This is a genomic window from Aurantiacibacter arachoides, assembly GCF_009827335.1.
Lineage (GTDB): Bacteria > Pseudomonadota > Alphaproteobacteria > Sphingomonadales > Sphingomonadaceae > Alteraurantiacibacter > Alteraurantiacibacter arachoides.
Genome location: NZ_WTYH01000001.1, coordinates 2,006,100 through 2,028,381 on the forward strand (window position 1 = coordinate 2,006,100; position 22,282 = coordinate 2,028,381).

General features: G+C 60.8%; 17 protein-coding genes and 4 pseudogenes. 5 read left to right on the top strand and 16 right to left on the bottom strand.

What is annotated here, in order from left to right; translation table 11 throughout:
* Nucleotides 1–8: 8 nt before the first annotated feature.
* From GRI62_RS09805 to GRI62_RS09825, 5 genes and pseudogenes are all read right to left on the bottom strand, one after another.
* Complete coding sequence (locus GRI62_RS09805) at nucleotides 9–1,295, bottom strand: arsenic transporter (protein WP_131453187.1); 1,287 nt, start codon at nucleotides 1,293–1,295, stop codon at nucleotides 9–11.
* On the bottom strand, nucleotides 1,295–1,723 hold the full coding sequence (gene arsC / locus GRI62_RS09810) for an arsenate reductase (glutaredoxin) (protein WP_131453188.1): 429 nt from the start codon (nucleotides 1,721–1,723) through the stop codon (nucleotides 1,295–1,297). The genes GRI62_RS09805 and arsC overlap by 1 nt, the downstream gene beginning before the upstream one ends.
* A 40-nt stretch (nucleotides 1,724–1,763) precedes the next feature.
* Nucleotides 1,764–2,096, bottom strand: a complete 333-nt coding sequence (locus GRI62_RS09815; RefSeq protein ID WP_131453858.1) for an ArsR/SmtB family transcription factor — start codon at nucleotides 2,094–2,096, stop codon at nucleotides 1,764–1,766.
* A gap of 199 nt (nucleotides 2,097–2,295) precedes the next feature.
* Nucleotides 2,296–2,977: pseudogene (locus GRI62_RS14740) on the bottom strand (IS6 family transposase).
* A 204-nt stretch (nucleotides 2,978–3,181) separates the two neighbouring features.
* Nucleotides 3,182–5,641, bottom strand: a complete 2,460-nt coding sequence (locus tag GRI62_RS09825; protein WP_160731859.1) for an MHYT domain-containing protein — start codon at nucleotides 5,639–5,641, stop codon at nucleotides 3,182–3,184.
* A 399-nt stretch (nucleotides 5,642–6,040) separates the two neighbouring features.
* On the opposite strand from GRI62_RS09825, the gene GRI62_RS09830 reads away from it, so the two are divergent.
* From GRI62_RS09830 to GRI62_RS14630, 3 genes are all read left to right on the top strand, one after another.
* The gene (locus GRI62_RS09830; RefSeq protein WP_131453190.1) at nucleotides 6,041–6,325 is read left to right on the top strand and encodes a DUF6961 family protein; all 285 of its coding nucleotides are present in this window, start codon (nucleotides 6,041–6,043) and stop codon (nucleotides 6,323–6,325) included.
* Nucleotides 6,326–6,887: 562 nt separating this feature from the next.
* Nucleotides 6,888–7,322 carry a BLUF domain-containing protein gene (locus GRI62_RS09835; protein ID WP_131453191.1) on the top strand — a complete coding sequence of 145 codons (435 nt, stop codon included), beginning with the start codon at nucleotides 6,888–6,890 and terminating at the stop codon, nucleotides 7,320–7,322.
* Nucleotides 7,323–7,544: 222 nt separating this feature from the next.
* A complete protein-coding gene (locus tag GRI62_RS14630) occupies nucleotides 7,545–7,679 on the top strand; it encodes a hypothetical protein (protein ID WP_267901980.1) in 135 nt (44 codons plus the stop codon).
* A 138-nt stretch (nucleotides 7,680–7,817) separates the two neighbouring features.
* Here the strand turns inward: GRI62_RS14630 and GRI62_RS09840 are convergent.
* The 4 genes and pseudogenes from GRI62_RS09840 to GRI62_RS09855 form a co-directional block, all read right to left on the bottom strand.
* Nucleotides 7,818–8,459, bottom strand: a pseudogene (locus tag GRI62_RS09840) (IS6 family transposase).
* A 151-nt stretch (nucleotides 8,460–8,610) separates the two neighbouring features.
* Nucleotides 8,611–9,003 (bottom strand): annotated as a pseudogene (locus tag GRI62_RS09845) (TonB-dependent receptor); the annotation flags it as partial.
* A 70-nt stretch (nucleotides 9,004–9,073) separates the two neighbouring features.
* On the bottom strand, nucleotides 9,074–9,790 hold the full coding sequence (locus tag GRI62_RS09850) for an IS6 family transposase (RefSeq protein ID WP_131453192.1): 717 nt from the start codon (nucleotides 9,788–9,790) through the stop codon (nucleotides 9,074–9,076).
* Nucleotides 9,791–9,906: 116 nt separating this feature from the next.
* Entirely contained in the window at nucleotides 9,907–10,326 is a 420-nt protein-coding gene (locus GRI62_RS09855; RefSeq protein WP_131453193.1) for a CBS domain-containing protein, read from the bottom strand.
* Nucleotides 10,327–10,807: 481 nt separating this feature from the next.
* Here GRI62_RS09855 and GRI62_RS09860 point away from each other — a divergent pair, with 481 nt between their 5' ends.
* Both GRI62_RS09860 and GRI62_RS09865 read left to right on the top strand, forming a co-directional pair.
* The gene (locus GRI62_RS09860; RefSeq protein ID WP_131453194.1) at nucleotides 10,808–12,448 is read left to right on the top strand and encodes an acetolactate synthase large subunit; all 1,641 of its coding nucleotides are present in this window, start codon (nucleotides 10,808–10,810) and stop codon (nucleotides 12,446–12,448) included.
* Nucleotides 12,445–13,839 carry an aldehyde dehydrogenase family protein gene (locus tag GRI62_RS09865; protein WP_131453195.1) on the top strand — a complete coding sequence of 465 codons (1,395 nt, stop codon included), beginning with the start codon at nucleotides 12,445–12,447 and terminating at the stop codon, nucleotides 13,837–13,839. Before GRI62_RS09860 ends, GRI62_RS09865 begins: the two co-directional genes overlap by 4 nt.
* Nucleotides 13,840–14,040: 201 nt before the next feature.
* Here GRI62_RS09865 and GRI62_RS09870 read toward each other — a convergent pair whose 3' ends face one another.
* From GRI62_RS09870 to GRI62_RS09900, 7 genes and pseudogenes are all read right to left on the bottom strand, one after another.
* The gene (locus tag GRI62_RS09870; RefSeq protein WP_234027421.1) at nucleotides 14,041–14,727 is read right to left on the bottom strand and encodes a cation diffusion facilitator family transporter; all 687 of its coding nucleotides are present in this window, start codon (nucleotides 14,725–14,727) and stop codon (nucleotides 14,041–14,043) included.
* 55 nt (nucleotides 14,728–14,782) lie between these two features.
* A pseudogene (locus GRI62_RS14700) lies at nucleotides 14,783–15,277 on the bottom strand (hypothetical protein); the annotation flags it as partial.
* Complete coding sequence (locus GRI62_RS09880) at nucleotides 15,178–15,807, bottom strand: cation diffusion facilitator family transporter (RefSeq protein WP_131453196.1); 630 nt, start codon at nucleotides 15,805–15,807, stop codon at nucleotides 15,178–15,180. The gene GRI62_RS09880 and the pseudogene GRI62_RS14700, both read right to left, overlap by 100 nt.
* Nucleotides 15,804–16,190 carry a SpoIIAA family protein gene (locus tag GRI62_RS09885; RefSeq protein WP_131453197.1) on the bottom strand — a complete coding sequence of 129 codons (387 nt, stop codon included), beginning with the start codon at nucleotides 16,188–16,190 and terminating at the stop codon, nucleotides 15,804–15,806. Before GRI62_RS09885 ends, GRI62_RS09880 begins: the two co-directional genes overlap by 4 nt.
* Nucleotides 16,191–16,227: 37 nt before the next feature.
* On the bottom strand, nucleotides 16,228–19,482 hold the full coding sequence (locus tag GRI62_RS09890; RefSeq protein ID WP_234027588.1) for an efflux RND transporter permease subunit: 3,255 nt from the start codon (nucleotides 19,480–19,482) through the stop codon (nucleotides 16,228–16,230).
* Nucleotides 19,483–19,546: 64 nt separating this feature from the next.
* Entirely contained in the window at nucleotides 19,547–20,731 is a 1,185-nt protein-coding gene (locus GRI62_RS09895; RefSeq protein WP_131453199.1) for an efflux RND transporter periplasmic adaptor subunit, read from the bottom strand.
* Between the two features lie 11 nt (nucleotides 20,732–20,742).
* A complete protein-coding gene (locus tag GRI62_RS09900; RefSeq protein ID WP_234027589.1) occupies nucleotides 20,743–21,942 on the bottom strand; it encodes a TolC family protein in 1,200 nt (399 codons plus the stop codon).
* Nucleotides 21,943–22,282: the final 340 nt, after the last annotated feature.

Sequence of the window (22,282 nt, forward strand, 5' to 3'; positions counted from 1 at the left end):
TCCGAGGATCAGACCAACGTCAGGCGAAGGGCGAGCGCTGCCAGCGTCACCAACAGAATTGGCGTCGTCAGGATGATGCCGACACGGAAGTAATAGCCCCAGCCGATCTTCACGCCCTTCTGTCCCAGCACGTGCAGCCATAGCAGCGTCGCAAGCGAACCGATCGGCGTTATCTTGGGCCCAAGATCGCATCCAATCACGTTGGCGTAGATCATCGCATCGCGCACCGGTCCAGTGGCGCCGGTTGCTTCGATCGACAGCGCGCCGACGAGAACGGTCGGCATGTTATTCATGCCGGAGGAAAGCACGGCTGACAGGATGCCTGTCCCGAAAGTCGCACCCCACACGCCGCCTTCGGCCGAGCGTTCGAGCATGCCTGCGAGGGCGGCGGCGAGTCCGGCGTTGTTCATGCCGTAGACGACCAGATACATGCCGAGCGAGAAGATCACGACTTGCCATGGCGCCTCCCGGATCACGTGGCCAGTCGGAATGACGTGTCCGCGTGCAGCGATGACGATCAGCGCAAGTGCGCCCACGGCAGCGACCGCGCTAATCGGCACTCCGAGCGGATCGAGGACGAAGAAACCAATAAGCAGCAGGGCCAGCACCACCCACCCGGCGCTGAAGGTCGCCTGATCATGGATCGCCTCTGCCGGAGCGCGTAGCTGGGTGACGTCGTAGCTGGCGGGAATATCCTTGTGGAAAAACAGCAACAGCGCTGCCAGCGTAGCTGCGATGGCGGCAAGGTCGACCGGCACCATTACCAGCGCATACTCGCCGAACCCTATGTCGAAGAAATCGGCCGATACGATATTGACGAGGTTCGAGACGACCAGCGGCAGGCTTGCGGTATCGGCGATGAAGCCTGCCGCCATGACGAAGGCGAGTGTCGCCCTGGCGTTGTAGCCCAATCCCCGGAGCATCGCGATCACGATCGGGGTCAGGATCAGCGCGGCGCCGTCATTGGCGAAAATCGCCGAAACGCCCGCACCGAGCAGTACCACGAGTACGAACAGCATGCGTCCGTTTCCACGGCCCCATCGGGCAATGTGAAGCGCAGCCCACTCAAAGAACCCCGCACGATCGAGGATGAGGCTGATAAGGATGATCGCGACGAAGGCGCCGGTGGCGTTCCAGATAATCTCCCAGACGACCGGGATGTCAGCGAGCGAGATGACGCCGCTGGCTAGGGCCACCAATGCTCCGCCGATCGCGCTCCATCCGATGCCGAGCCCGCGCGGCTGCCAGATCACCAGTATAATGGTAGCAATGAAGATCCCGACTGCGAGGAGCATCAGGTGATACGCGCGCCCGCCGCGTCTGCGATCTGCTCACCATTTTCCTTGGCGAATGCGCCCCGCTGGGGACTTGGCAGGATGTCGAGCACCGCCTCGGACGGACGGCACAGGCGAACGCCGAGCGGCGAGACCACAAGCGGGCGATTGATGAGGATCGGGTGCTCCATCATCGCATCGACCAGCGCGGCATCGCTCAGGCTCTCATCGCCAAGTCCCAGTTCGGCATAGGGCGTGCCCTTTTCACGGAGTAATTCTCGGGGGCTAAGCCCGGCGCGTTCAATCAGGTTTTCGAGCATGGCGCGTGACGGCGGCGTTTTGAGGTATTCCACGACATGCGGCTCGATCCCAACATTGCGGATCATCGCCAGTGTGTTGCGCGAGGTGCCGCATTCGGGATTGTGGTAGATGACGATGTCCGTGGTCATGGGCATTTCTTTAGGAATTCGCGTGGCAGGCACGCGTTGCTCAGCAACAATGCAAAAGCTCGGCGGCGAGCGGTTCGCACAGATCCGCACGTCCGCCGCAACAGTCTTTCGCGAGGAACAGCATCAGGCCGCGCAGAGCTTCTATGTTCGCGCGCTGGATCATCTGCCGCCCCCGCCTTTCTGGAACGACGAGGTCGGCGGCGACGAGGATGGCGAGGTGGCTGGAGAACGTGCTCTGGCTAAGCTCTGAGGCTTCGACGAGTTGGCCGGTAGAAAGGCCTCCCGGTTCGTTACGCACCAGCAGCCGGAAGGCGTCAAGGCGGGTTGGGTGAGAGAGTGCAGCAAGACCCTCAAGAGCGTCAGTCGTTTGCATCCATCGGCATATATCGATGGGATAGAAAGCCTTCAACTCTTATCGAAAATTATCGATGAATGGCTGGCTAGCTTCGACTGGACCTTCAGCAAATTCGCTCGTGCGGACGTCCGGTTGGGTGCTGTCAGTCTAACCGCAACTCGTCTCCGATTGGCGGAGCTGTCCCCGACTCAGTGGCGATTCAGGCCATGAGGTTCTATCATTCGGCCAGTGCGACCGAGCGACGGGTCTTGTAAGTTTGTCGGTCGATGAGATAGCGTTCGAGATTGAAATGGTTGTGGACGTTGGCGTGGACCGAAGCGAACTTCTGTAAGCTCTTCATCTGCCGGAACCGCAGCATTGCCCGCTCTCGACGCCGAAACGGCAGGTGGCTATTCTCCACCCGGTTATTGGCCCAGCGTCCCACCTCCTGCTTATTGGCATTGCCCAGTTCGGTCGCCGCTGCCTTATAGTGGGCCATCGGTGGTGATCTCGGCTGGCAAGCCGTGGCGTCGCAGCGCCTTCTTCATGAACCCCCGCGCAGCTTTCTTGTCCCTCCTCTTCGTGACGTAGCTCTCGAGGACCTTGCCCTCCTGGTCGACCACTCGCCACAGGTAATGCACCTCGCCGTTGATCCTTACGTAGACCCACTTCCATTGCCGGAAGCCTTTCATTCGGCTGATCCGTTGCCGCCGAACATCAGCTGCGAACATCGGGCCGAACCTGTTCCACCAATGGCGCACGGTCTCATGGCGGAGATCGATCCCTCGTTCGAACAGCAGGTCTTCTACGTTCCGGAGCGAAAGCGGGAAGCGGACGTACATCATCACCACCAGGCGGATCACCTCGGGTGACGAGTTGAAATACCGGAACGGACTGGCAGGCTTGCGGGGTCTTGGCATGGCCGCGCCTCTAGCTGATTAGGTCCGTTCTGACAGCTAATGCATTTGCTCTGACAGGACTGCGAGCCGTCTAGTTGGTCTCAAAGAGAGAGCGATTGAAGGTGACGAACCAAGGTGGCTAGTCTGATAGTACCATCCGACGTGGCGCCAAAGCGCAAGTTCGGCTTTCGTTCTTCTGTTGAATACGAGCACGTTTGAAGACAACTAGGATTCAGATTTGCGGCTCTCAGTTTGCGAGCAGACCTGATTCAATGTCGCACTTAGTTGGTCGAGATTGAATGGCTTTTGCAAGATCGACGCGTTTTCACCAGCCGCGTTTTTGATCGCCGATGTGTCGGCATAACCGCTCACGAAGATTATTGGCAAGTGAGGAAGGCGGGCGGCAATCTGTTCGGCAAGCACTGCCCCGTTCATATCCGGCATGGCGAAATCGAGCACCGCAACCTGTGGTGTCTCCGTTTCGAGTATGAGCAGGGCTTCTTTCCCATTCGAAGCCGCGCTCACTCTGTGACCCTGATCGTTCAAACCCTGGACAAGGACCGAGCGGAGATGGTCGTCGTCGTCTACCAGCAAAACGTGAAGAGACCCCAAAGCCATGTCGGTCTCATCGGACGTAATACCCGAGGCGGGACGCTTTGGTTTTCGGTCGGTGCATGGCAGGAAGACCCGGATAACGGTTCCAACGCCTTCTTCGCTTTCGATCCGTACCGTTCCGCCAGCTTGGCGCGCGCTGCCATAAATTTGCGCTAGTCCCAGCCCGGTCCCCTTGCCCAAAGGCTTTGTGGTGAAGAACGGCTCCATCGCGCGCCGCAATGTCACTTCGTCCATGCCAACGCCGGTGTCGCGCACGGCAAGCTCAATGTAATCGCCATCTGCGAGTTCGGCGTCTCCCACAAAAGAGTGCTTGCGGGTCGAGATGGTCAGCGTACCGCCGTCCGGCATTGCGTCGCGAGCATTGATCGCGAGATTTAAAATCATCATTTCAACTTGAATTGCGTCCGCTAAAACCGGGGCAGGATTGGGATTCAGCGCTTTCTCCAGCTTGACTTGTGGGCCCAGGGTGCGGGCGAGAAGATCTTCCATATCCTTGATAACATCGCACACAAGCATGGGTCGAAGCTGAATCTTGTGCGAGCGAGAGAATGCCATAAGCTGCCCGGTCAGCTTCGCCCCGCGCTCGGCCGCCTCCACGCCGGCCTCTGCAAACTTGTGCACCCTTTCCGGGTCGTCCGTTCTCCGAAGTATCAGATTAAATGCGCCGATAACGGAGGCTAGAACGTTGTTGAAATCGTGTGCCATCCCGGCAACGAGCTGGCCGACCGCCTCCATTTTCTGACTTTGCAACAATGTTTCTTGCGCCTTTTGGAGTTCGCGCGTCCGTTCGTCGACGCGTTGTTCCAACGTGGCATTGAGTTCGCGAAGCTGCTGTTCGACAATATCCCTCTCGATGACAAGCCGCGTCCGTTCGGCGAGTTCTTCCATGAATGCGATGTCTTCGCTATCCCACCGTCGCGGATTGCGGTCGTTGAGATAGATGATCGTGCGCAGGCGGCCCTCCCGCACGAAGGGGACTACAAGTATGGCGCGCGTATCCACCTCGCGCGCCGTATCGCGCGTGCGGGCTTCGTCACTTATCTGCTCGGCGAGAAGGTCCTCGACAACAACCGTCACCCCGCCAGCCAGAGCGGCAACGATCTTCTCACCAAAAGCTGCAGAAGGATACCTGCCAAGGAGCGGCGGCACGGTTCCATCCGACCAGCAAACCTCGTAGTCGAAAAAGTCCTCGTCGGGGTCGAGTTGCCCATAACCCGTGCGAGTTACACCAAAGTGGGAGCCCATGAGGGCGGCGATTTCGTCCAAAGCCGCAACGCTGCCTTTTTCCCGGAGAATGTCCGCAACCTGCAGCCGCAGGGCGATCCGAGCCTCGCGCCGTTCGTATGTTTTGAACAGGTGATCGATGCGTGCTGCGCCCAAGGCCATGACGAGCAAAACGATTGCGAAGATTGCCACTATCAGCGCGAGGCTGGACTGCTCGATCCCCGTCACTTCGAATGGCTCATCTGGCGTTGGCACCATGGCAAAGGTCGCGGCACGCATGGCCGTGTAGTGCATTCCAGCGATGGCTATACCCATTGCAACCGAAGCCGCGAGGCGACGACCCGTCCTGTGTTCTCCAAACGCAAGCCAGATAGCAACCGTCGACGCCAGAACTGCGATTACGGCCGAAACACCAACCCACATCGCATTGTAGGCGATCGTCGCTGGCATACGCATGGCCGCCATGCCCAAATAGTGCATTGCGAGCACACCGGCACCCATCAGGAGACCGGCAAGAAAAAGTCGGCCTTTGGATTGAGCGGACGGCGCTGCGAGTGTGAGGCCAGACCCGGTAAGTGCGATGGGGATCAACAAAGATACGATGGAAAGCCAAGGATCGTATTCAGTATTCATGCCAGGAAGGCTGAAGGCCATCATGGCGACGAAGTGCATCGACCAGATGCCACCCCCGAGGGCAAAGGCGGCGGCAATCAACCACAATGAACTTACGCGACCTGCAGCGGTGCTCATGCGCTGTGCCAGACTGAGTCCTGTAAAGGACGCGAAAACCGCAATGAACAGGGAAAGGCTTACGAGTAGAGGATCGTAGATGCCGGTAATTTCCATCGCATGGCAATTGCACGACGACGTTAGCCTGTCCATGCACCCGAGATAGGGGCTAACGTATCTTGCTTCAGAAAAGAAGGGAACTTCGCCTCGATATCCACGTGACATGCCCCTCCTGAATTAGCAGGCCCCAACCCCTCGGCTGCGCCCTAATCGGGAGTTCTATGGCTTAAGGCAGCCTCGCCATCACCCCAATGAACATGAGGAAGCCCGTCATTTCTGCCTAGCACAGATCCATTATCATGACCCGCGAACTGATAGCTTACATCGCGTTGTTCGGAGTCGTGCTGATCCTAGCGTCCGCGGTTGTTCACTACCGCAGCCGGCGATCCGCCCACCGGAAGATCGGTCGGCGTAGACGCTGGTGATGCGTGCAGCCGACAAAGGGTTGAGAACACGATGACCCGCGATCAGGAAATCTGGGCAATGGCGCTGTGGGTCGATTGGGCCCACGGTGACCAAGCGCACGCCTACATCGACACGATGATGAAATACCTGGCGGATGACCCCGATGAGCTGGCTAAGTGGCGCGAAGCTCGGGCGCGGCTATCGCTGCTACGCGCAGGTCCGCTGCCGGTCGATGGGCAGACAGGTGGCATGGAAGCGTGCGAATGCGTTTGGTGTGGCGTTCCACGAACCGCTGCTCGAGTATGTTTTAGAAAGGGTTCGACGCGAATCTTTTGAATCGGGTGGCGAATGTGTTTTGCAAACCCAAGGTTGGAGGTGAGAATTAGCGCTCGTGATCGATGCGAAGGCGGGGTTCGGGTAGGCGTGGCCCCGACTTCACTCCTTACCTGTCTATGGGCAGCCGGGGGCGGGTGTGCATTAACTTTCTTGTGTGTCCGCTTCCAGGTAGATTGGAAAAGCGCCGAAGTGGCCACCTTGGGGTGGAAAGTTGATGTTCCGACTGTCCGGGCCCGAATATCATTCTCGCGCGTTATAACAATTCAACGATCTTATCCTAAGCGACGCAGAGGCTCCGGGGTCCCTCAATCCCTTTCAGTTCCATCGGTGGGCCAGTGAACAGAAGCTTCGCGACGGTGTTGAAATAGCACTAGCAGACAACATCAAGTCCGCAGCACAAAGGGCCGCCGAACTCTGTCAGGAGGGGCCGCATCTTGCTCGACCCTACGACCCTCAAGGCGTGGTCGATTCTATCCGACGAATGATCGGGTTCACGAAAATGTATTGTCCGCTTCAGGGTGGTTAACTGCATTACCGCTTATGGCGAAAACAAGGGCGAGACATGGGTTTACAATCGTTACTCTACATCAGCGAAAGCACGATCGAGCCCTGCAACGCTCAAGGCGAAGTGGAACGCATCCTTGCGACAGCCCACACGTTCAATGCGTCGGTGGGCGTCACCGGTGCACTTGTATTTACAGGAACACACTTCGCGCAGGTAGTGGAAGGCGAAGAGACGGTAGTTAGTGAACTTATTGCTTCAATTGGCCGCGACGAACGGCACACCAAGCTGGAAATCGTCATCCAAGACCCCTTGACCGCACGACGCTTTCCGGACTGGAGCATGGCTTATAATGGTCCTTCGCAATTCGTATCCCGTCACGTCATGCGCTTGTTGAATGATCCCTCCCGGTCCGAAAGTTCCCGTGCCGCTAGCTGGCTGGCCGAGCTACTTGAGCAATTCTCTGGATTCAATGGGGGAGCGCACAAGAGGTAATTCTCGATAATCTCCGTGAATATTTGCTAACAAATTTGAAATATGTGTGAGAGCGGAGACGAAGGTCTGCAACGGGGTCCTTAGCTGCCAGACAGCTATTCTCGCGGTGACCATAGTCCACATGCGATACGCAACCGGCGCACACCACGCCAACGGCGCCCATTGCGCAAACTGCGGTTCGCGATAAGGCGAGGCGCAAGTGCTATCCAAGGATAATATTTAATGAAACCTGACGACAATTTGGCCAAGCGCGCGTGGATGGCTCCACAGATCAAAGACCTCGACGGCGATGCCGATAGCATCCAGATGAGCCAGGGCGGTCCCCTTGAGGATTCGCTTTTTCTACCAACCAGCTAGGTGAGGACCAGGCGTGGGCAAGCAGCCCGCAGCCGCGCGTCGGTCAGAGCGGCGAGAGCACCGGCGCTGAATTCGGTGCTGTCAGTCTAACCGCAACTCGTCTCCGATTGGCGAGGCTTCCCCTTCCCCGCTGTCAACTCAGGCCATGAGGGTCTGCCACTCGGCCAGTGCGGCCGAGCGGCGGATCTCGTAGGTCTGTCGGTCGATCAAATGGCGTTCGAGATTGAAGTGGTTGTGTACGTTGGCGTGGACCGAGGCGAACTTTTGTAGGCTCGATATCTGTCGCAACCGTAGCATCGCCCGCTCTCGACGTCGGAATGGCAGGTGGCTGTTCTCCACCCTGTTGTTGGCCCAGCGTCCCATTACTTGCTTCTCGGCGTTGCCCAGCTTGGTCATCGCTGCCTTGTAGGAACTTAGCCCATCGGTGGTGATCTCGGCCGGCGAGCCGTGACGTCGCAGCGCTTTCTTCATGAACCGCAGGGCCGCCTTCTTGTCTCTCGTCTTGGTGACGTAGCTCTCGAGCACCTCAACCTCTCAGTCGACCGCTCGCTACAGGTAGTGCATCTCGCCGTTGATCTTCACGTACACCTCGTCGAGATGCCACTTCCACTGACGGAAGCCCTTCATTCGGCTGACCCGCTGGCGCCGGACGTCTGCCGCAAACATCGGGCCGAACCTTTTCCACCAATGGCGCACCGTCTCGTGGCTGATGTCGATCCCGCGCTCGAAGAGCAGGTCTTCAACGTTCCGCAGGCTCAGCGGGAAGCGGACGTACATCATCACAACCAGGCGGATCACCTCAGGCGACGAATTAAAAAAGCGGAATGGGCTGGCTGATTTACGAGGTATTGGTATGGCCGCGCCTCTAGCTGATTAGGACCGTTCTGCCAGCGGGTGCATTTGCTCTGACAGGACCCCCTCGTCAGATAGATCAAAATTGCGTCTGGATCGTCAACCCGTAGGTTCGCGGATCACCCGGGTTGCCGACGATCAAGCCGGTGTTGCCGCTAGGAACCTGGAGTTGTTCGAAGTAATCCTGACCAAAGGCGTTGCGGACCCACCCAAAAATGTTGAAGCCCTCTTCGCTCCGAAAACCCAGGCGGACGTTGTGTAGCGAATAGCCGTCGATGCCGGTGTAGGCGGATGGGGTCGGGTTGGAGGAGAAACGCGACCGGTAGCTGCCGTCGTAGCCGAGGTAGACCTGACCGGATAGGCCAAGGAGGGTCACCGGTAGATTGCCTTCGGCTCCGAACGAGAACGACCATTTGGAAATGCCCGGCAGGGTCTGACCAGAAATGTCGCAGTTGGCGGGGCTGATCCCGCCAGGGGGGTGCTGTCAGTCTAACCGCAACTCGTCTCCGATTGGCAGAGCTCTCCCCCTCCCCTCAGTCAGCTCAGGCCATGAGGTTCTGCCACTCGGCCAGTGCGGCCGAGCGGCGGGTCTTGTAGGTCTGTCTGTCGATGAGGTGGCGTTCGAGGTTGAAGTGGTTATGGACGTTGGCGTGGACCGAGGCGAACTTCTGTAGCGACTTCATTTGTCTAAATCTGAGCATCGCCCGTTCTCGTCGTCGGAATGGGAGATGGCTGTTCTCCACCCTGTTGTTGGCCCAGCGCCCCACCTCCTGCTTCTCGGCGTTGCCCAGTTCGGTCATCGCTGCTCTGTAGGAGCGAAGACCGTCAGTGGTGATCTCAGTCGGTGAGCCGTGACGTCGCAGCGCCTTCTTTATGAACCGCAGCGCAGCCTTCTTATCTCGGGTCTTCGTAACGTAGCTCTCGAGTACCTCGCCTTCCTGGTCGACCGCTCGCCAAAGGTAGTGCATCTCCCCGTTGATCTTCACGTACACCTCATCGAGATGCCACTTCCATTGGCGGAAGCCCTTCATCCTACTGACCCGCTGGCGACGGACATCGGCGGCGAACATTGGGCCGAACCTGTTCCACCAATGGCGCACCGTCTCGTGGCTGATGTCGATGCCGCGTTCGAACAACAGGTCCTCGACGTTCCGCAGGCTCAGCGGAAAGCGGACGTACATCATCACTACAAGGCGGATCACCTCAGGTGATGAGTTGAAATAGCGGAATGGACTGGCTGGCTTACGAGGTCTTGGCATGGCCGCGACTCTAGCTGATTAGGCCCGTTCTGACAGCTGGTGCATTTGCTCTGACAGGATCCGCGCGAGCGTTCAGCCGCGACGCCGAGGCGCCTTAGCATACGCGCCAAAGCAAACTATTGCGCCGGCTCCGACACTTCGCGCACGAGGTCGCCTGTCTGATGTTCACCAGCGTGCCGCGCAATATCGGCTTGCGACACGATACCGCAGCACCTGCCAGCACCATCGACGACCGGGAGGCGGCGGACCTGATTGTCTTCCATCTTCTTGCAGCATTCGGCAACGCTCGCCTCGATAGTCACGGTGACGGGAGAAGATGACATGATCTCTTCCACCTTGGTGTCTGCGGATTTGCCCTGCGCTACGCAGCGGCAAGCGATGTCTCGGTCGGTGATGACGCCGACAAGCTGACCTTCAGTGTCGGTCACCGGAATTTGACCGCAGTCGTTGCTTGCCATCAGCGAGGCGGCTTCCTTCACACTGTCCGATGGGCTGCAGCATGCCGGATCCTTTGTCATCAGTTCGCGAATTTCCATGTCATTTCTCCTAGGTTTTTGGCAAATAGTTGCGCTGCTACGGCGCGCTCGCTCGTTTAACGCAGGGCCCTGTCCCCACGTTCCTGTCGGTCCGATGTTATGGTGCTTTCGACCGACGAGCAGCCACTCGGACGAAGAACGATATAAGCGTCGTTGAAGCGCCTGAGTTCGGTCTGCGTTCGAAGGGAGGCGAAAGGCTCGAGCTTCGCGTCGAGAACCGGATAGGGGCGGTCTGCCCGTGGATCGGCGAAAGCAAAGCGGCTGCCACGAGTCGGGACTAGAACAGCGATCCTCGCACGTTGGAACGGTGCACCATCGGCACCGTTGTTATCTACTCGCACGGCTCATCGCGGCTTCTCCTGCAATTGGTGCACGAGCCTGTTAAGGTTACCTCTGGCTCATGGCTGTTGTCCCATCAAGTCGAACACCGGAACGCAACCGCAGCAGACCTATCAACAGAAATCCAAGAAAGACTTCGCTGATGAAAGCATCCGATCTCCTAGTCGCCGCCCTGGAAGCCGAAGGTGTCGAGTACATCTTTGCCGTGCCCGGTGAGGAGAATTTGGATTTGCTTGAATCGCTTCGCACATCTTCGATCAGATTGATCGTCACCCGCCATGAACAGGGAGCGGGCTTCATGGCAGCAACATATGGTCGCCTCACCGGAAAACCCGGCGTCTGTCTGGCGACGCTGGGACCGGGGGCGACCAACCTTACAACGCCGGCCGCCTACGCTGCGCTGGGCGCTTTCCCCCTCGTTATCATTACCGGCCAGAAGCCCATCAAGGTCTCGAAGCAGGCCCAGTTTCAAATCGTCGATGTGGTCGCGCTCTTCACCCCTTTATGCAAAATGGCAAAGCAGATCGTGAACGGTAATCGCATTCCGTCCTTAATTCGCGAGGGTTTCCGAAGGGCGCAGGAAGAACGACCCGGCGCAGTACTGCTGGAGTTGCCCGAGGATATCGCGGAGGAAAAAACGTCGGAACCCGTCGTTGCGCCTCACCCGCGTCACTATGCCGTGGCGGGCGATGCCGCGCTCGATGAAGCGGCCGAGCGGATCGTCGCCGCCGAACGCCCACTCCTTCTGGTGGGAGCCGGAGCCAACCGGCGCAGCGCCTGCAAAGCGCTCCGCAAGTTCGTTGACAATACCCAGTTTCCGTTCTTCGATACTCAGATGGGCAAGGGGGTGCTCGACGAAGCGAGTCCGCTCTATCTCGGCACCGCGGCGCTGTCCTCCGACGACTATGTTCATTGCGCCATCGAGCGCGCCGATCTGATCGTCAATATCGGTCATGACGTTGTCGAAAAGCCACCCTTCTTCATGGAGCCCGGCGGGCAAACCGTCATTCACATCAATTACAAGGCCGCCGAGGTCGATCAGGTCTATTTTCCGCAGCTGGAGGTTATCGGCGATATTGCCGGGTCGGTGGAACGTCTGGGAGAGCGGCTTCGCGGAAAGCGACCGTGCGACCTGACAGCATATGCCGGTGTGCACGAAGAAATCGCCGCGCATATCCGTCGCGGCAGTGACGATGCACGGTTCCCGGTCATACCCCAGCGCGTTGTCGCCGATGTGCGCAAGGTCATGGGGCGGGACGACATCGTGGCGCTCGATAATGGTATCTACAAGATCTGGTTCGCCCGCAATTACATCGCGCATGAGCCCAACACCATTCTGGTCGACAACGCACTGGCGACTATGGGAGCCGGGCTGCCCTCGGCCATGATGGCGGCGATGCTCTCGCCAGAACGCCGTGTGCTGGCCGTTTGCGGCGATGGCGGGTTCATGATGAATTCGCAGGAAGTGGAAACCGCGGTTCGGCTTGGCCTCAATCTGGTTGTGCTCATTCTCAACGATGCCGCTTACGGGATGATCCGGTGGAAGCAGGAGCAACTTGGCTTTCCCGATTACGGTCTGAGCTTCGCCAACCCCGACTTTGTCACCTACGCGAAAAGTTATGGCGCCACGGGCCACCGGATCGACAGCAGCCAAGCACTGGTTCCGACCTTGAGCGAGGCGTTCGAAAGCGGCGGCGTTCACTTAGTGGATCTGCCGGTAGATTACTCCGAGAACCGCAAAGTTCTGATCGATGAGCTGAGCGCGATGGAGTGCCCCCAATGACCTGGCAGGTCCTCAATCCTTACGACCAGAAGTGCATCGGCAGCGTGGACCTGGTCGACTGGTCGAAGATCGATTGCTGGCTCGACGAGGCGCGTGCGTTGCACGAAGACCGGCAGGCCTGGATTCCGGTTCACGAGCGGATTGCCATCTTGCAGCGTGCGAGCTCGCTCATGCACGAGCGTGCAGAGAGCCTCGCAATGCAGATCGCGCGCGAGGGCGGAAAACCGCTTGTCGACGCCCGTGCGGAAACGAGCCGCGCCGTTCAGAGCGTCGAACTCTGCGCGCATGAACTGTTCGCGAGCGGCGGACGCCAGATTCCGATGGAGCTGACCGAGGCGGGCGCAGGCCGAACAGCCTACACCTTTCGGGAGCCGATCGGGCCGGTGGTCGCGATTTCGGCGTTCAACCATCCCCTTAATCTGATCGCCCATCAGGTTGGCCCCGCTGTCGCGACGGGATGTCCCGTTTTGGTGAAACCGGCCAAGGATACTCCGTTGTCCTGCAAGAGTTTCGTGGAAATCCTGTACGAGGCAGGCCTAGACGAACGCTGGTGCCGCTTCGTGCCCTGCACGGACGATGTCGCCGAACAAATGGTCACGGATCCGCGAACGGCGTTCTTCTCCTTCATCGGCTCAGCCAAGGTAGGCTGGATGCTCCGTTCGAGGCTCGCACCCGGTACACGTGTGGCGCTGGAACATGGGGGCGCGGCCCCGGTCATCGTCGATGAGAATATACCACGCGAAAACGTCATTCCGTCGCTCCTGAAAGGGGGGTTTTATCATTCCGGTCAGGTCTGCGTATCGGTCCAGCGGGTGTTCGTTCCGCGTGCCGAACTGCCGGACTTCGCTGCCGCGCTCGCTGCGGGCGCAAAGGCACTGAAGGTGGGGGACCCCACCAACGAGGAAACTCAGTGCGGTCCTCTCATTCGCCCTGCCGAGGTCGACCGGATCGAAGCCTGGGTCGCGGCCGCCGTCGAGAGCGGCGCCGAGCTAGCCGCAGGTGGCAAGCGCATCGGCCCGACGCTGTATCATCCCACCGTTCTTATCGATCCGCCTCGCGCCGCCAAGGTCTCGCGAGAGGAGGTGTTCGGGCCCGTTGTGTGCCTCTACGGATACGACAGTATCGATGCAGCCATTTCCCAGGCGAACGAGCTGCCTTATTCCTTTCAGGCCGCCGTATTTACCGAGCGACAGCACATTGCCGATTATTGCGTCGAGCGCCTGTCGGGCTCCACAGTGCTGGTCAACGACCATACCGCCTTCCGAGTCGACTGGATGCCCTTCGCAGGTCGACGGCACTCCGGTCTCGGAACAGGCGGTATCGGATATACAATGTCCGATATGAGCCCGGAAAAGATGGTGATAACGAGGAGCTCGTCCGGCCTCGATTAGCATCGGCTGCAATCAAACCGACGAATCACACCGCTTTCAGCGCGCTTCTGCCTCTGACAGCTTTCAAGTTTTGAGCGAAGATACCAAGGCTGTGCCGGTTGCGCTCGGAGTTGCCCGGTACAGGCGCAAGCTGCGCCAGCGCCGTGTTCACTGCCGGCATCCCGCCCGCGCATTACCGCGGTGGATCAGTGATCGGGGTCGCTAGCCGGAGGATGCGTCGGTATCAGCTGATCGTCGCATTCGGTCGCGAGGCATGCCTCGAGGGTTGCGTGAGCGATGCCGAACTTTTCCAGCAGCATATCCCTTATCGGTTGTTTGAGCTTCTCGAACGCCTGAAGTGAGGATGTCGAGGGAGTGAGATGTACTTCCAGAGCGGCGGTGCTCGCCCAGGTTCCAGACATGAACATGATGCACGCCAGCGATGCCATCGTGCTCCTGCAGGGCGCGAACGATCTGATCGAACTCCACTTCATCAGGCACGGCTCCCATCAGCAGGCGAACCGTCCTCGGCATCAGCGACAGACCCTGCCAGATCACATAGCCAGCAATAACCACGGTGATGATCAGGTCCGCGAGGTAGAAATCGTACAGGAGAATCAGAACCCCTGCCGCGATCACGCCAACGGAATCCATCGCGTCAGAAACGTTGTGAAGGAACGCCGCCTTCATGTTTATGCTGTGGCCTGCGCCGCGATGTGTGATGAAGGCGGTGACGAGATCGATCACCAAAGCAATTCCCGCCACGCCAATAACGGTCCAGCCCTCAACAGACTGCGGATTGGCAAAGCGATTGATGGCCTCCACGAGCAGGTAAAAGCCGATGATGAGCAGCGTGGTCAGGTTGATGAGCGCTGCAACGACTTCCCTCTGGGTATAGCCGAAGGTCATGAGCATCGATCGGTTGCAAGCCCCGCCACGGGGCGGGCAGCGTCAGCAAAGCGAAGACCGCAACGATCGCGAGATAAGGTAGCGCCTGAACCGAGACGGCCTCCTTATCGACCGCAACGTAATGCGTTCGCCGATGCTGCTCGTGGTTCTTTCCCGCTTCGTGTAAGCCGGATTTGCGGGTCGCAAAGTAGGCGGTAGCCACCATGAGCGGAATGGCGAGAACGTTCGAACCCAGAATTGCGCCCAACCCGATGTCCGATACGCCGCGCGCAGCACTCGTGACGTTGATGCCTATTTCTGGCGAGGCGGCAACGATACCCAGAAAGGAACCGCCTGCGGCGACCGAATAGCCCCATTGCTTGCGAAGCTTCTTGAGCGGGCCGGACAGCCGTTCCGAGCCCCAGTGCGCTGCCCAGACGGCGGCGAGAAGGACCGCTGCCCAGACTGCCGTCACTTTTTCCCGAAACCCTGGTGTTCGGTGCCCCTCTCCTCGTGAATGTCCATGTGCGCATCGCGAAGGATCTCGACACCGCCATAGAGCGCAATGCACGCAACCGCGACGCCGACCACAAGGTCTGGCCAGTTGGCGCCGGTGAAAAGCACGATGACACCGGCAATAATGATGCCGCCGTTAGCCACGAAATCGTTGAAACTGAAAGTGGTCGCCGCGCGCAGGTTCACATCGCGGTTCTTCAGCTTCTTGAGCAGGTAGAGCGAGAGAAGGTTCACGACCGCAGCCACGGCAGCCATCGCCATCATCATTACGCCGGCAGGTTCGGATCCCTCGAGAAAGCGCCTTACGGCATCGAGCACGACGCCGACCGCAAAGATCAGCAGCATGATACCGGAAACACGTGCCGCGCCTCGCTTCCACACCCGCGAGCGGGTGAGTGCGAGGAGACTCAGGCCATAGACGACGGCGTCAGATGTATTGTCCAGTCCGTTCGCGATCAGCGCGTTGGAGTCGCCGATTGCGCCGGTAATGAAGAAGCCAACCGCAATGGCAAGATTGAGCCAGAGCACGATCCACAGGGTCCGGCGCTTGTCGGCCGAGCCGAGGTCAAGGTTCGTTTCGCTCATGGGGCTTCACCTTCGCCTGCCGGACCGGTCCATGCCCACAGTTCGGCGCTTCCTCCGGCTCCCGGCTCGAAAAAGCGCACCTCGGCCGGCGGGAAGAGAGCATCGGACAGCTCTGTTGCCCATTCGTCCCAGTCTCTCGTGCCGATGACCGCAATACGGCCGAACTGCTCCTTGTGCTTCACATCGAAGCGGAGGTCGCGCCAGATGCCGCCGACATCCCGGCCCGAGAAATCCGGAGCGAGCTCGATGACCATCGGCACCGCTCTCCGCTTGCGCACAGCAATGCGCTCGAACAGGGGCACGAAGCGGTCGTAGTCCGAGCTTTCGAGGGTTGCTCCAGCTCTGACCCGGATCAGCCCATTCCCTTCTACTATATCCAGCACAACAGCCTCTTCGGTCGGATTTCTTGAGCCCCTTCCTTTATGTAACCTCTCGCAATTCGTCGCGTTCCTCCCCCGTGACATTGCGGCGCAGGCGATCCCACCATTTCTCACGCCAGCTGCGCTCATCGTCGGAACGATGCAGCACGAGCCGCGCGATCGCAGGCAGGACGAACAGGGTCAGAATGGTTGCGGTAATCAGCCCTCCGATGACGACGGTGGCCAGCGGACGCTGCACTTCGGCACCGGTACCGGTCGCGATCGCCATCGGCACGAAGCCGAGCGAAGCGACCAGCGCGGTCATCAGCACGGGGCGCATCCGCGCCATGGCGCCCTCCTCGATCGCCTCGTCGAGAGCCATGCCCTTCTCGAGACGCTGCCGGATGGCCGTCATCATGACGAGCCCGTTGAGCACCGCTACGCCCGAAAGCGCGATGAAGCCCACTGCCGCCGATACCGAGAAGGGCAGCCCCCTCAGCGCGAGCGCAAAGATGCCACCCGCCAGCGCCATGGGAATGGCACTGAACACCGCCAGGGCCGGAACCCAGCCGCCAAGCGCCATGAACAGCAGGAGCAGGACAAGGGCGAAGCACACGGGCACGACGACAGCGAGCCGTGCCTGCGCCGCTTGCAGGTTCTGATACTGGCCACCCCATTCAATGAACGAGGCAGGCGGCATATCGACCTGGGCAGCAACGCCTTCCTGGGCCTCTTCGACGAAGGAGCCGAGATCGCGTTCGCGAACGTTTGCCGAGACGATTACCAGTCGGCGTCCCTGTTCACGGCGCACTTCGGCGAGGCCATCGACGACCCGGAAATCGGCCAGCGCCCGCAGTGGAACTGTGACGCCGTTTTCAAGGACGATCGGGAGCGCCCCGAGCTGGTCGAAATCGTCCCGCGCCGCAGCTTCCAGACGAACGATAACCTCGAACCTGCGATCGCCTTCGAAGACCAGACCGGCAGGCCGCCCGCCGAGCGCGATGGCCACTGATTGCGCCACGTCTTCCACGGTCAGCCCATATCGCGCGATGGTCGGGCGGTCGAAGGCGATGTCGAGCGTCGGGAACCCCGTCACCTGCTGCACCTTGACGTCCGCCGCGCCTTCGACGCCTTGCAGGACGCCCGCGACTTCGCCGGCTGCCTCGGTCAACGCCGTGAGGTCGTCCCCGTAGAGCTTGACCGCGACATCGCCGCGCACGCCCGCGATCAGTTCGTTGAAGCGCAGTTCGATCGGCTGGCTGAACTCGTAGAGATTGCCGACCAGTTCCCCGAGGCCTTCCTCCATCTGCGCAACGAGCTCGTCCTTCGACAGATCCGGGTCGGGCCATTCCTCGCGGGGTTTGAGGATGACGTACGCATCCGAGGCGTTGGGCGGCATCGGGTCGCTGGCGACCTCCGCCGTGCCCGTCCGCGAGAACACCAGCTCCACTTGCGGGAACTCTTCCAGCCTGTCTTCCACGCGTCGCTGCATCGACAAGGAGCGTTCGAGAGAGGTCGACGGAATGCGCAGCGACTGCACCGCGAGATCGGTCTCGTCGAGCTGCGGCGTGAACTCGCTGCCAAGGAAGCCGAAAATGAATGCCGCCAGCGCGAACACACCGACGCCGCCGCCGATTACCGGCCAGGGCCGCGCGATGGCCTTGCGCAAGGCGGGGCCATAGCGGTCCTTGGTCCAGCGGATCGGCTTCACTTCCGTCTCGGTCAGCTTCTTGTTGAGCAGGACCGCGATCATCGCCGGCACGAAGGTCAGCGACAGCACGAAAGCCGAGGCGAGCGCAAGCATCATCGTGATCGCCATCGGCGAGAACGTCTTGCCCTCGACCCCGGTGAAGGTGAGCAGCGGCGCGAAGACGAGGAAAATGATCGCCTGCCCGTAGACTGTTGGCTTGATCATTTCCTGTGCCGCGAGCCGGGTCTCGGTCAGACGCTCGCCCAGAGTGAGCAGGCGCCCTTCGCGATGCTGCCGCATGGCGAGACGCGCGACGCTGTTCTCGACGATGATGACGGCACCGTCGACGATCAGGCCGAAGTCCAGCGCCCCCAGACTCATCAGATTGCCGGAAACGCCGAGCCGGTTCATTCCGATCGCCGCCATGAGCATCGAGATCGGGATAACGAGGGCCGTTATGATCGCGGCCCGGATGTTGCCGAGCAGCAGGAACAGCACGGCGATGACCAGCAAGGCGCCTTCGAGCAGGTTCTTCTCGACCGTGGCGATCGTCGCATCGACCAGTGAAGACCGGTTATAAACGATTTCGGCCTCGATCCCGTCCGGCAGCGACGCACGGACTTCCTCGAGCCGCTCGGCAGCGCCGGCCGCGACCGTTCTGCTGTTTTCACCCGCACGCATCAGCACCGTGCCGACCACGGCTTCTTCGCCGTTGAGCGAGGCGGCGCCAGTCCGCAGATCTCCGCCGATTTCGACAGTCGCCACGTCGCCGATACGGATCGGCACACCCTCGCGGGTGGCGACGACCGCCTCCTCGATATCCGCGATGCTGCCCAGCCTGGCATCGACCCGAACCAGCAGAGCCTCGTCAGCGCGGTCAACGAAATTGGCACCAGCGGCGAGATTGGCGGCCTCGAGCGCATCGATCAGCGAATCGAAGGACAGCCCATAGCCGGTAAGGCGGGCCGGGTCGGGCTGGACGAGGAACTGCTTTTCGAATCCGCCGATGGAATCGACCCCGGCGACGCCATCGATAGAACGCATCAGTGGCGCCACGACCCAGTCCTGCACGGTGCGCAGATAGGCCGCCTTGGCCACCTCGCTTTCGAGCCTGTCCCCGCGTTCGGTGATGAAGCTGCCGTCGGCCTGCCATCCAATTCGTCCGCCGGTCGGCGCACCCTTGCCGCCGGGATAATCGTATTCGATAGTGTACATCAGCACTTCGCCAAGGCCGGTCGAGATCGGACCCATGGTGGGCTCCGCTCCCTCGGGCAGCGAGGCGCCGATCGGTGCCAGCCGTTCGTTGACCTGCTGGCGGGCAAAGTACAGGTCGGTGTCTTCCTCGAAGATCGCGGTCACCTGGCTGAAGCCGTTGCGCGAGATCGAGCGGGTCATTTCAAGCCCTTCGATCCCGGCCAATCCGGTCTCGATCGGGAAGGTCACCTGCGTCTCGACCTGCGAAGGCGAAAGCGCGGGCGCGCTGGTGTTGATCTGGACCTGCGTGTTGGTGATGTCGGGAACCGCATCGATCGGCAGGCGCAACAAGTTGAAGGCGCCGTAGATCGCGGCGAACACGGTCAGGACGATGATCGCCCAGCGAAAGCGCACGGAAATATCGAGAACCATCCCGACAAGACCGTGGCGATGGCTTTCCTCGTGTGCATCCTCGGCTGCGGGAGCGGCGGTCTGATCAATGGCCATGAGACGCGCCCTCCTTCTCGATTTCGGCCTTCAGCAGGAAGGCATTGTCGGTGGCGATGCGCCAGCCAGGCTGGAGACCGGACAGGATCGTCACCATTCCAGCCGTACGGCTGCCCGTTTCCACCTCGCGCGCCTGGAACCCGCGCTGCGTCCGCACGAAGACCACATCGCGTCCTTCGAGCACCTGCACGGCGTCCTCGGGCACCGCGATGCGGTCGCGGTCGACTTCTCCCGAGGGACGAATACGCGCCTGGAGGAACGCGCCGGGCTGGAGCCCGGGGATCGGTCGCGTCAGGCTGAGCACGGCGGTCGCACTGCGGCTTTCCGGATCGAGCGATGGCGTTACCGAGCGCACACGCGCACCCACTTCGCGGCCATCGCCGACGATCAGCGCAGCTTCGTCGCCCGGCTGGATGCGCGAGGCATCGTCGGACGGCAGGGCGACTTCGACCTGAAGAGCGTTGGGGTTGACCACGCGGTAGAGCTCTTCGCCGGCATCGACGAAGGAACCGAGCACGATCGGTGCGGCCGTCACGCGGCCCGCCAAGGGACTGGTCACTGCCAGCGAACGGCCATCACCGCTGACACCGGCCGCGGCGACGGCGGCCTGTGCCCGATTCAATTCGGAACGGGCCACGTCGAGATTGGCGCGGGCGGCCTCGAGGTCCTGCCGTGCTGTGACATTCTCCTCGAACAGACGGCGTTCGCGTTCGTAGGCAGACGAAAGCTCGGTTACCCGAGCCCGGGCGGCACTCAGCTGGGATGCGAGCGCCGAAGCATCGGCGCTTTCGATCCGCGCGACGGTTTCGCCCTCCCGAACATAGTCGCCCAGCGTCTTGCCGATGCTGCGCACGACGCCCGAGGCACGCGCATCGATACGCGCGCTTGCGGTCGGGCTGGCGGCAACGGTCGCGGGGAAGACGAGCTCGACCGCGGCGCCTGTCCGGACGGTGGCAAGTTCGATTTCCGCGGTGCGGATCTGCTCGTCACTGAGCAGGACCAGTCCTTCAGGCTGCTCTGTTTCGCCGCCTTCTTCTCCGGCGTGCGCTTCGCCCTCGGCATGCTCCTCACCCTCGGCGTGGGTCTCGGCTTCGCTGTCGGGCCAGAGCAAAATCAGCAGCGCGGCAGCAAGAATGGCGATCCCGGCGATGATCGCCAGTTTTCTGCGGTTCATGGATATATTCCTCATTGTGCGGCCAGCCTGATGAGCTCGGCGGCTGCCTGTCCCTGGTCTTCCTGCGCGGCAATCAAAGCCTCGCGAATGGCATCGCGCGCCTCGGCCGCGCTCAGCACCTCGATCAGTGGGAAGCGGCCATTGCGGTAGCCGATGCGGACGAGCCGCAGCGCCTCCTCGGCCTGGGGGAGCGACGTGGCGGAAAGGGTTTCGACGCGGGCTTCGGCAGCGAGATATTGTGCCCGGGCGCGTGTCACCGCCTGTCCGAAATCGGCAAGCGCTATCGCTTCGCGGGCGTTGGCGGCGCGCAGTCGGGCCTCGGAAGCAACGATGTTGCCCTGGTTGCGATTGGCGAACGGAAGCGGGATCGAAACGCCGACTAGGAACGCGTTGTCATTGGTTTCCTCAAAGCGTCGCACACCGGCGGAAACCACCGGGTCGGGAATGCGCAAGCTGCGCTCACGGTCGATTTCAGCTTCGGCGGCCCTGCTTTCGGCCCGCGCCACTTGCAGTTGAAGCCCCGTCGCAGAGACCAGCACCGATCCTGGCGGCACGATATTGGGAAAGGCGCTCGGAACAACCGGCGGGGCACCCTCATCCGACCAAAGCGCTGCAAGCGCGGTGCGCGCGGCCAGACTGGCAGCCTCGGCAGCCTGCAGCTCTGCTCGCGCTTCGGCCAGTGCCGCCTGAGCGCGCAACGCCCGGAGCGGTGGCTCCCGGCCGACCTCGACAAGCACGCCGGCTATTCGGGCAAGTTCGACATTTCTCTCGACAATGTCGAGCGCCAGCTCCACCCGTGACGCTGCCGCCGCGGCGGCAACATAGCGATCGCGCACGAGAAAGCCGAGCTCGGCCTCCGCCAAATCAGCCCGAACGCCTGCGAGTTGCGCCTCGGCTTCGGCAGCCTGGACGCGCGCGTTGCGCTTGCCGCCGAGCTCAAGCCGCTGTCCCACCGAAAGCGTGTATTCGGCTGCGCTCAGGCCGGAAAAAGCGCCGCTTCCGGCGATGTTTTCGACCTCGAGCGAAACCTCCGGATTTGGCCTCAATCGAGCCTGACCGACGAGCGCCTGCGCTGCCTCGGTGTCGGCACGTGGCCCGATGATGCGAGGATTCGACTGCGTTTCTGCGGCACCTTCGGACAAGCCTGACCGGCTCAAGGCCTCTTCGAGCGAAAGGAGCTCGCGCTCGCGCTCCTGCGCCGCCACAGGCATCGCGTATGCAGCGAAGGACAGCCCCGAGATAAGGGCGCCCCGCCATCTTTTGGCTGACATTATTAGGTTCTTCCTCTGCTGACGTGCCGAAAAGCGCCGCAAGGAGCGACGCATTTGGTCATGTCAGGCGCGAGGAGGGCGTCTCAGGCGCGCGTTTTCTTCCGAAGAAAGAACGATGGTATTCGGTGGTACCACAGTGAGCGCAGAAGCAGGAGCCCGTTCCATAGACATCGCCGCGGTGACACTCGCGCTGTGATGGCAGTGGCCATGACCGCAAATGCCGTGCTGATCTCCAGGCGAACCCGTTCCGTCACGTTGTTCCTGGGGACTCGCCGGTTCG

Coding starts and splice junctions, on each gene's coding strand:
- GRI62_RS09805 (WP_131453187.1), bottom strand. CDS start 1,295: ATGCTCCTCGCAGTCGGGATCTTCATTGCTACCATTATACTGGTGATC.
- arsC (WP_131453188.1), bottom strand. CDS start 1,723: ATGACCACGGACATCGTCATCTACCACAATCCCGAATGCGGCACCTCG.
- GRI62_RS09815 (WP_131453858.1), bottom strand. CDS start 2,096: ATGCAAACGACTGACGCTCTTGAGGGTCTTGCTGCACTCTCTCACCCA.
- GRI62_RS09825 (WP_160731859.1), bottom strand. CDS start 5,641: ATGGAAATTACCGGCATCTACGATCCTCTACTCGTAAGCCTTTCCCTG.
- GRI62_RS09830 (WP_131453190.1), top strand. CDS start 6,041: ATGACCCGCGATCAGGAAATCTGGGCAATGGCGCTGTGGGTCGATTGG.
- GRI62_RS09835 (WP_131453191.1), top strand. CDS start 6,888: ATGGGTTTACAATCGTTACTCTACATCAGCGAAAGCACGATCGAGCCC.
- GRI62_RS14630 (WP_267901980.1), top strand. CDS start 7,545: ATGAAACCTGACGACAATTTGGCCAAGCGCGCGTGGATGGCTCCACAG.
- GRI62_RS09850 (WP_131453192.1), bottom strand. CDS start 9,790: ATGCCAAGACCTCGTAAGCCAGCCAGTCCATTCCGCTATTTCAACTCA.
- GRI62_RS09855 (WP_131453193.1), bottom strand. CDS start 10,326: ATGGAAATTCGCGAACTGATGACAAAGGATCCGGCATGCTGCAGCCCA.
- GRI62_RS09860 (WP_131453194.1), top strand. CDS start 10,808: ATGAAAGCATCCGATCTCCTAGTCGCCGCCCTGGAAGCCGAAGGTGTC.
- GRI62_RS09865 (WP_131453195.1), top strand. CDS start 12,445: ATGACCTGGCAGGTCCTCAATCCTTACGACCAGAAGTGCATCGGCAGC.
- GRI62_RS09870 (WP_234027421.1), bottom strand. CDS start 14,727: ATGACCTTCGGCTATACCCAGAGGGAAGTCGTTGCAGCGCTCATCAAC.
- GRI62_RS09880 (WP_131453196.1), bottom strand. CDS start 15,807: ATGAGCGAAACGAACCTTGACCTCGGCTCGGCCGACAAGCGCCGGACC.
- GRI62_RS09890 (WP_234027588.1), bottom strand. CDS start 19,482: ATGGTTCTCGATATTTCCGTGCGCTTTCGCTGGGCGATCATCGTCCTG.
- GRI62_RS09895 (WP_131453199.1), bottom strand. CDS start 20,731: ATGAACCGCAGAAAACTGGCGATCATCGCCGGGATCGCCATTCTTGCT.
- GRI62_RS09900 (WP_234027589.1), bottom strand. CDS start 21,942: ATGCCTGTGGCGGCGCAGGAGCGCGAGCGCGAGCTCCTTTCGCTCGAA.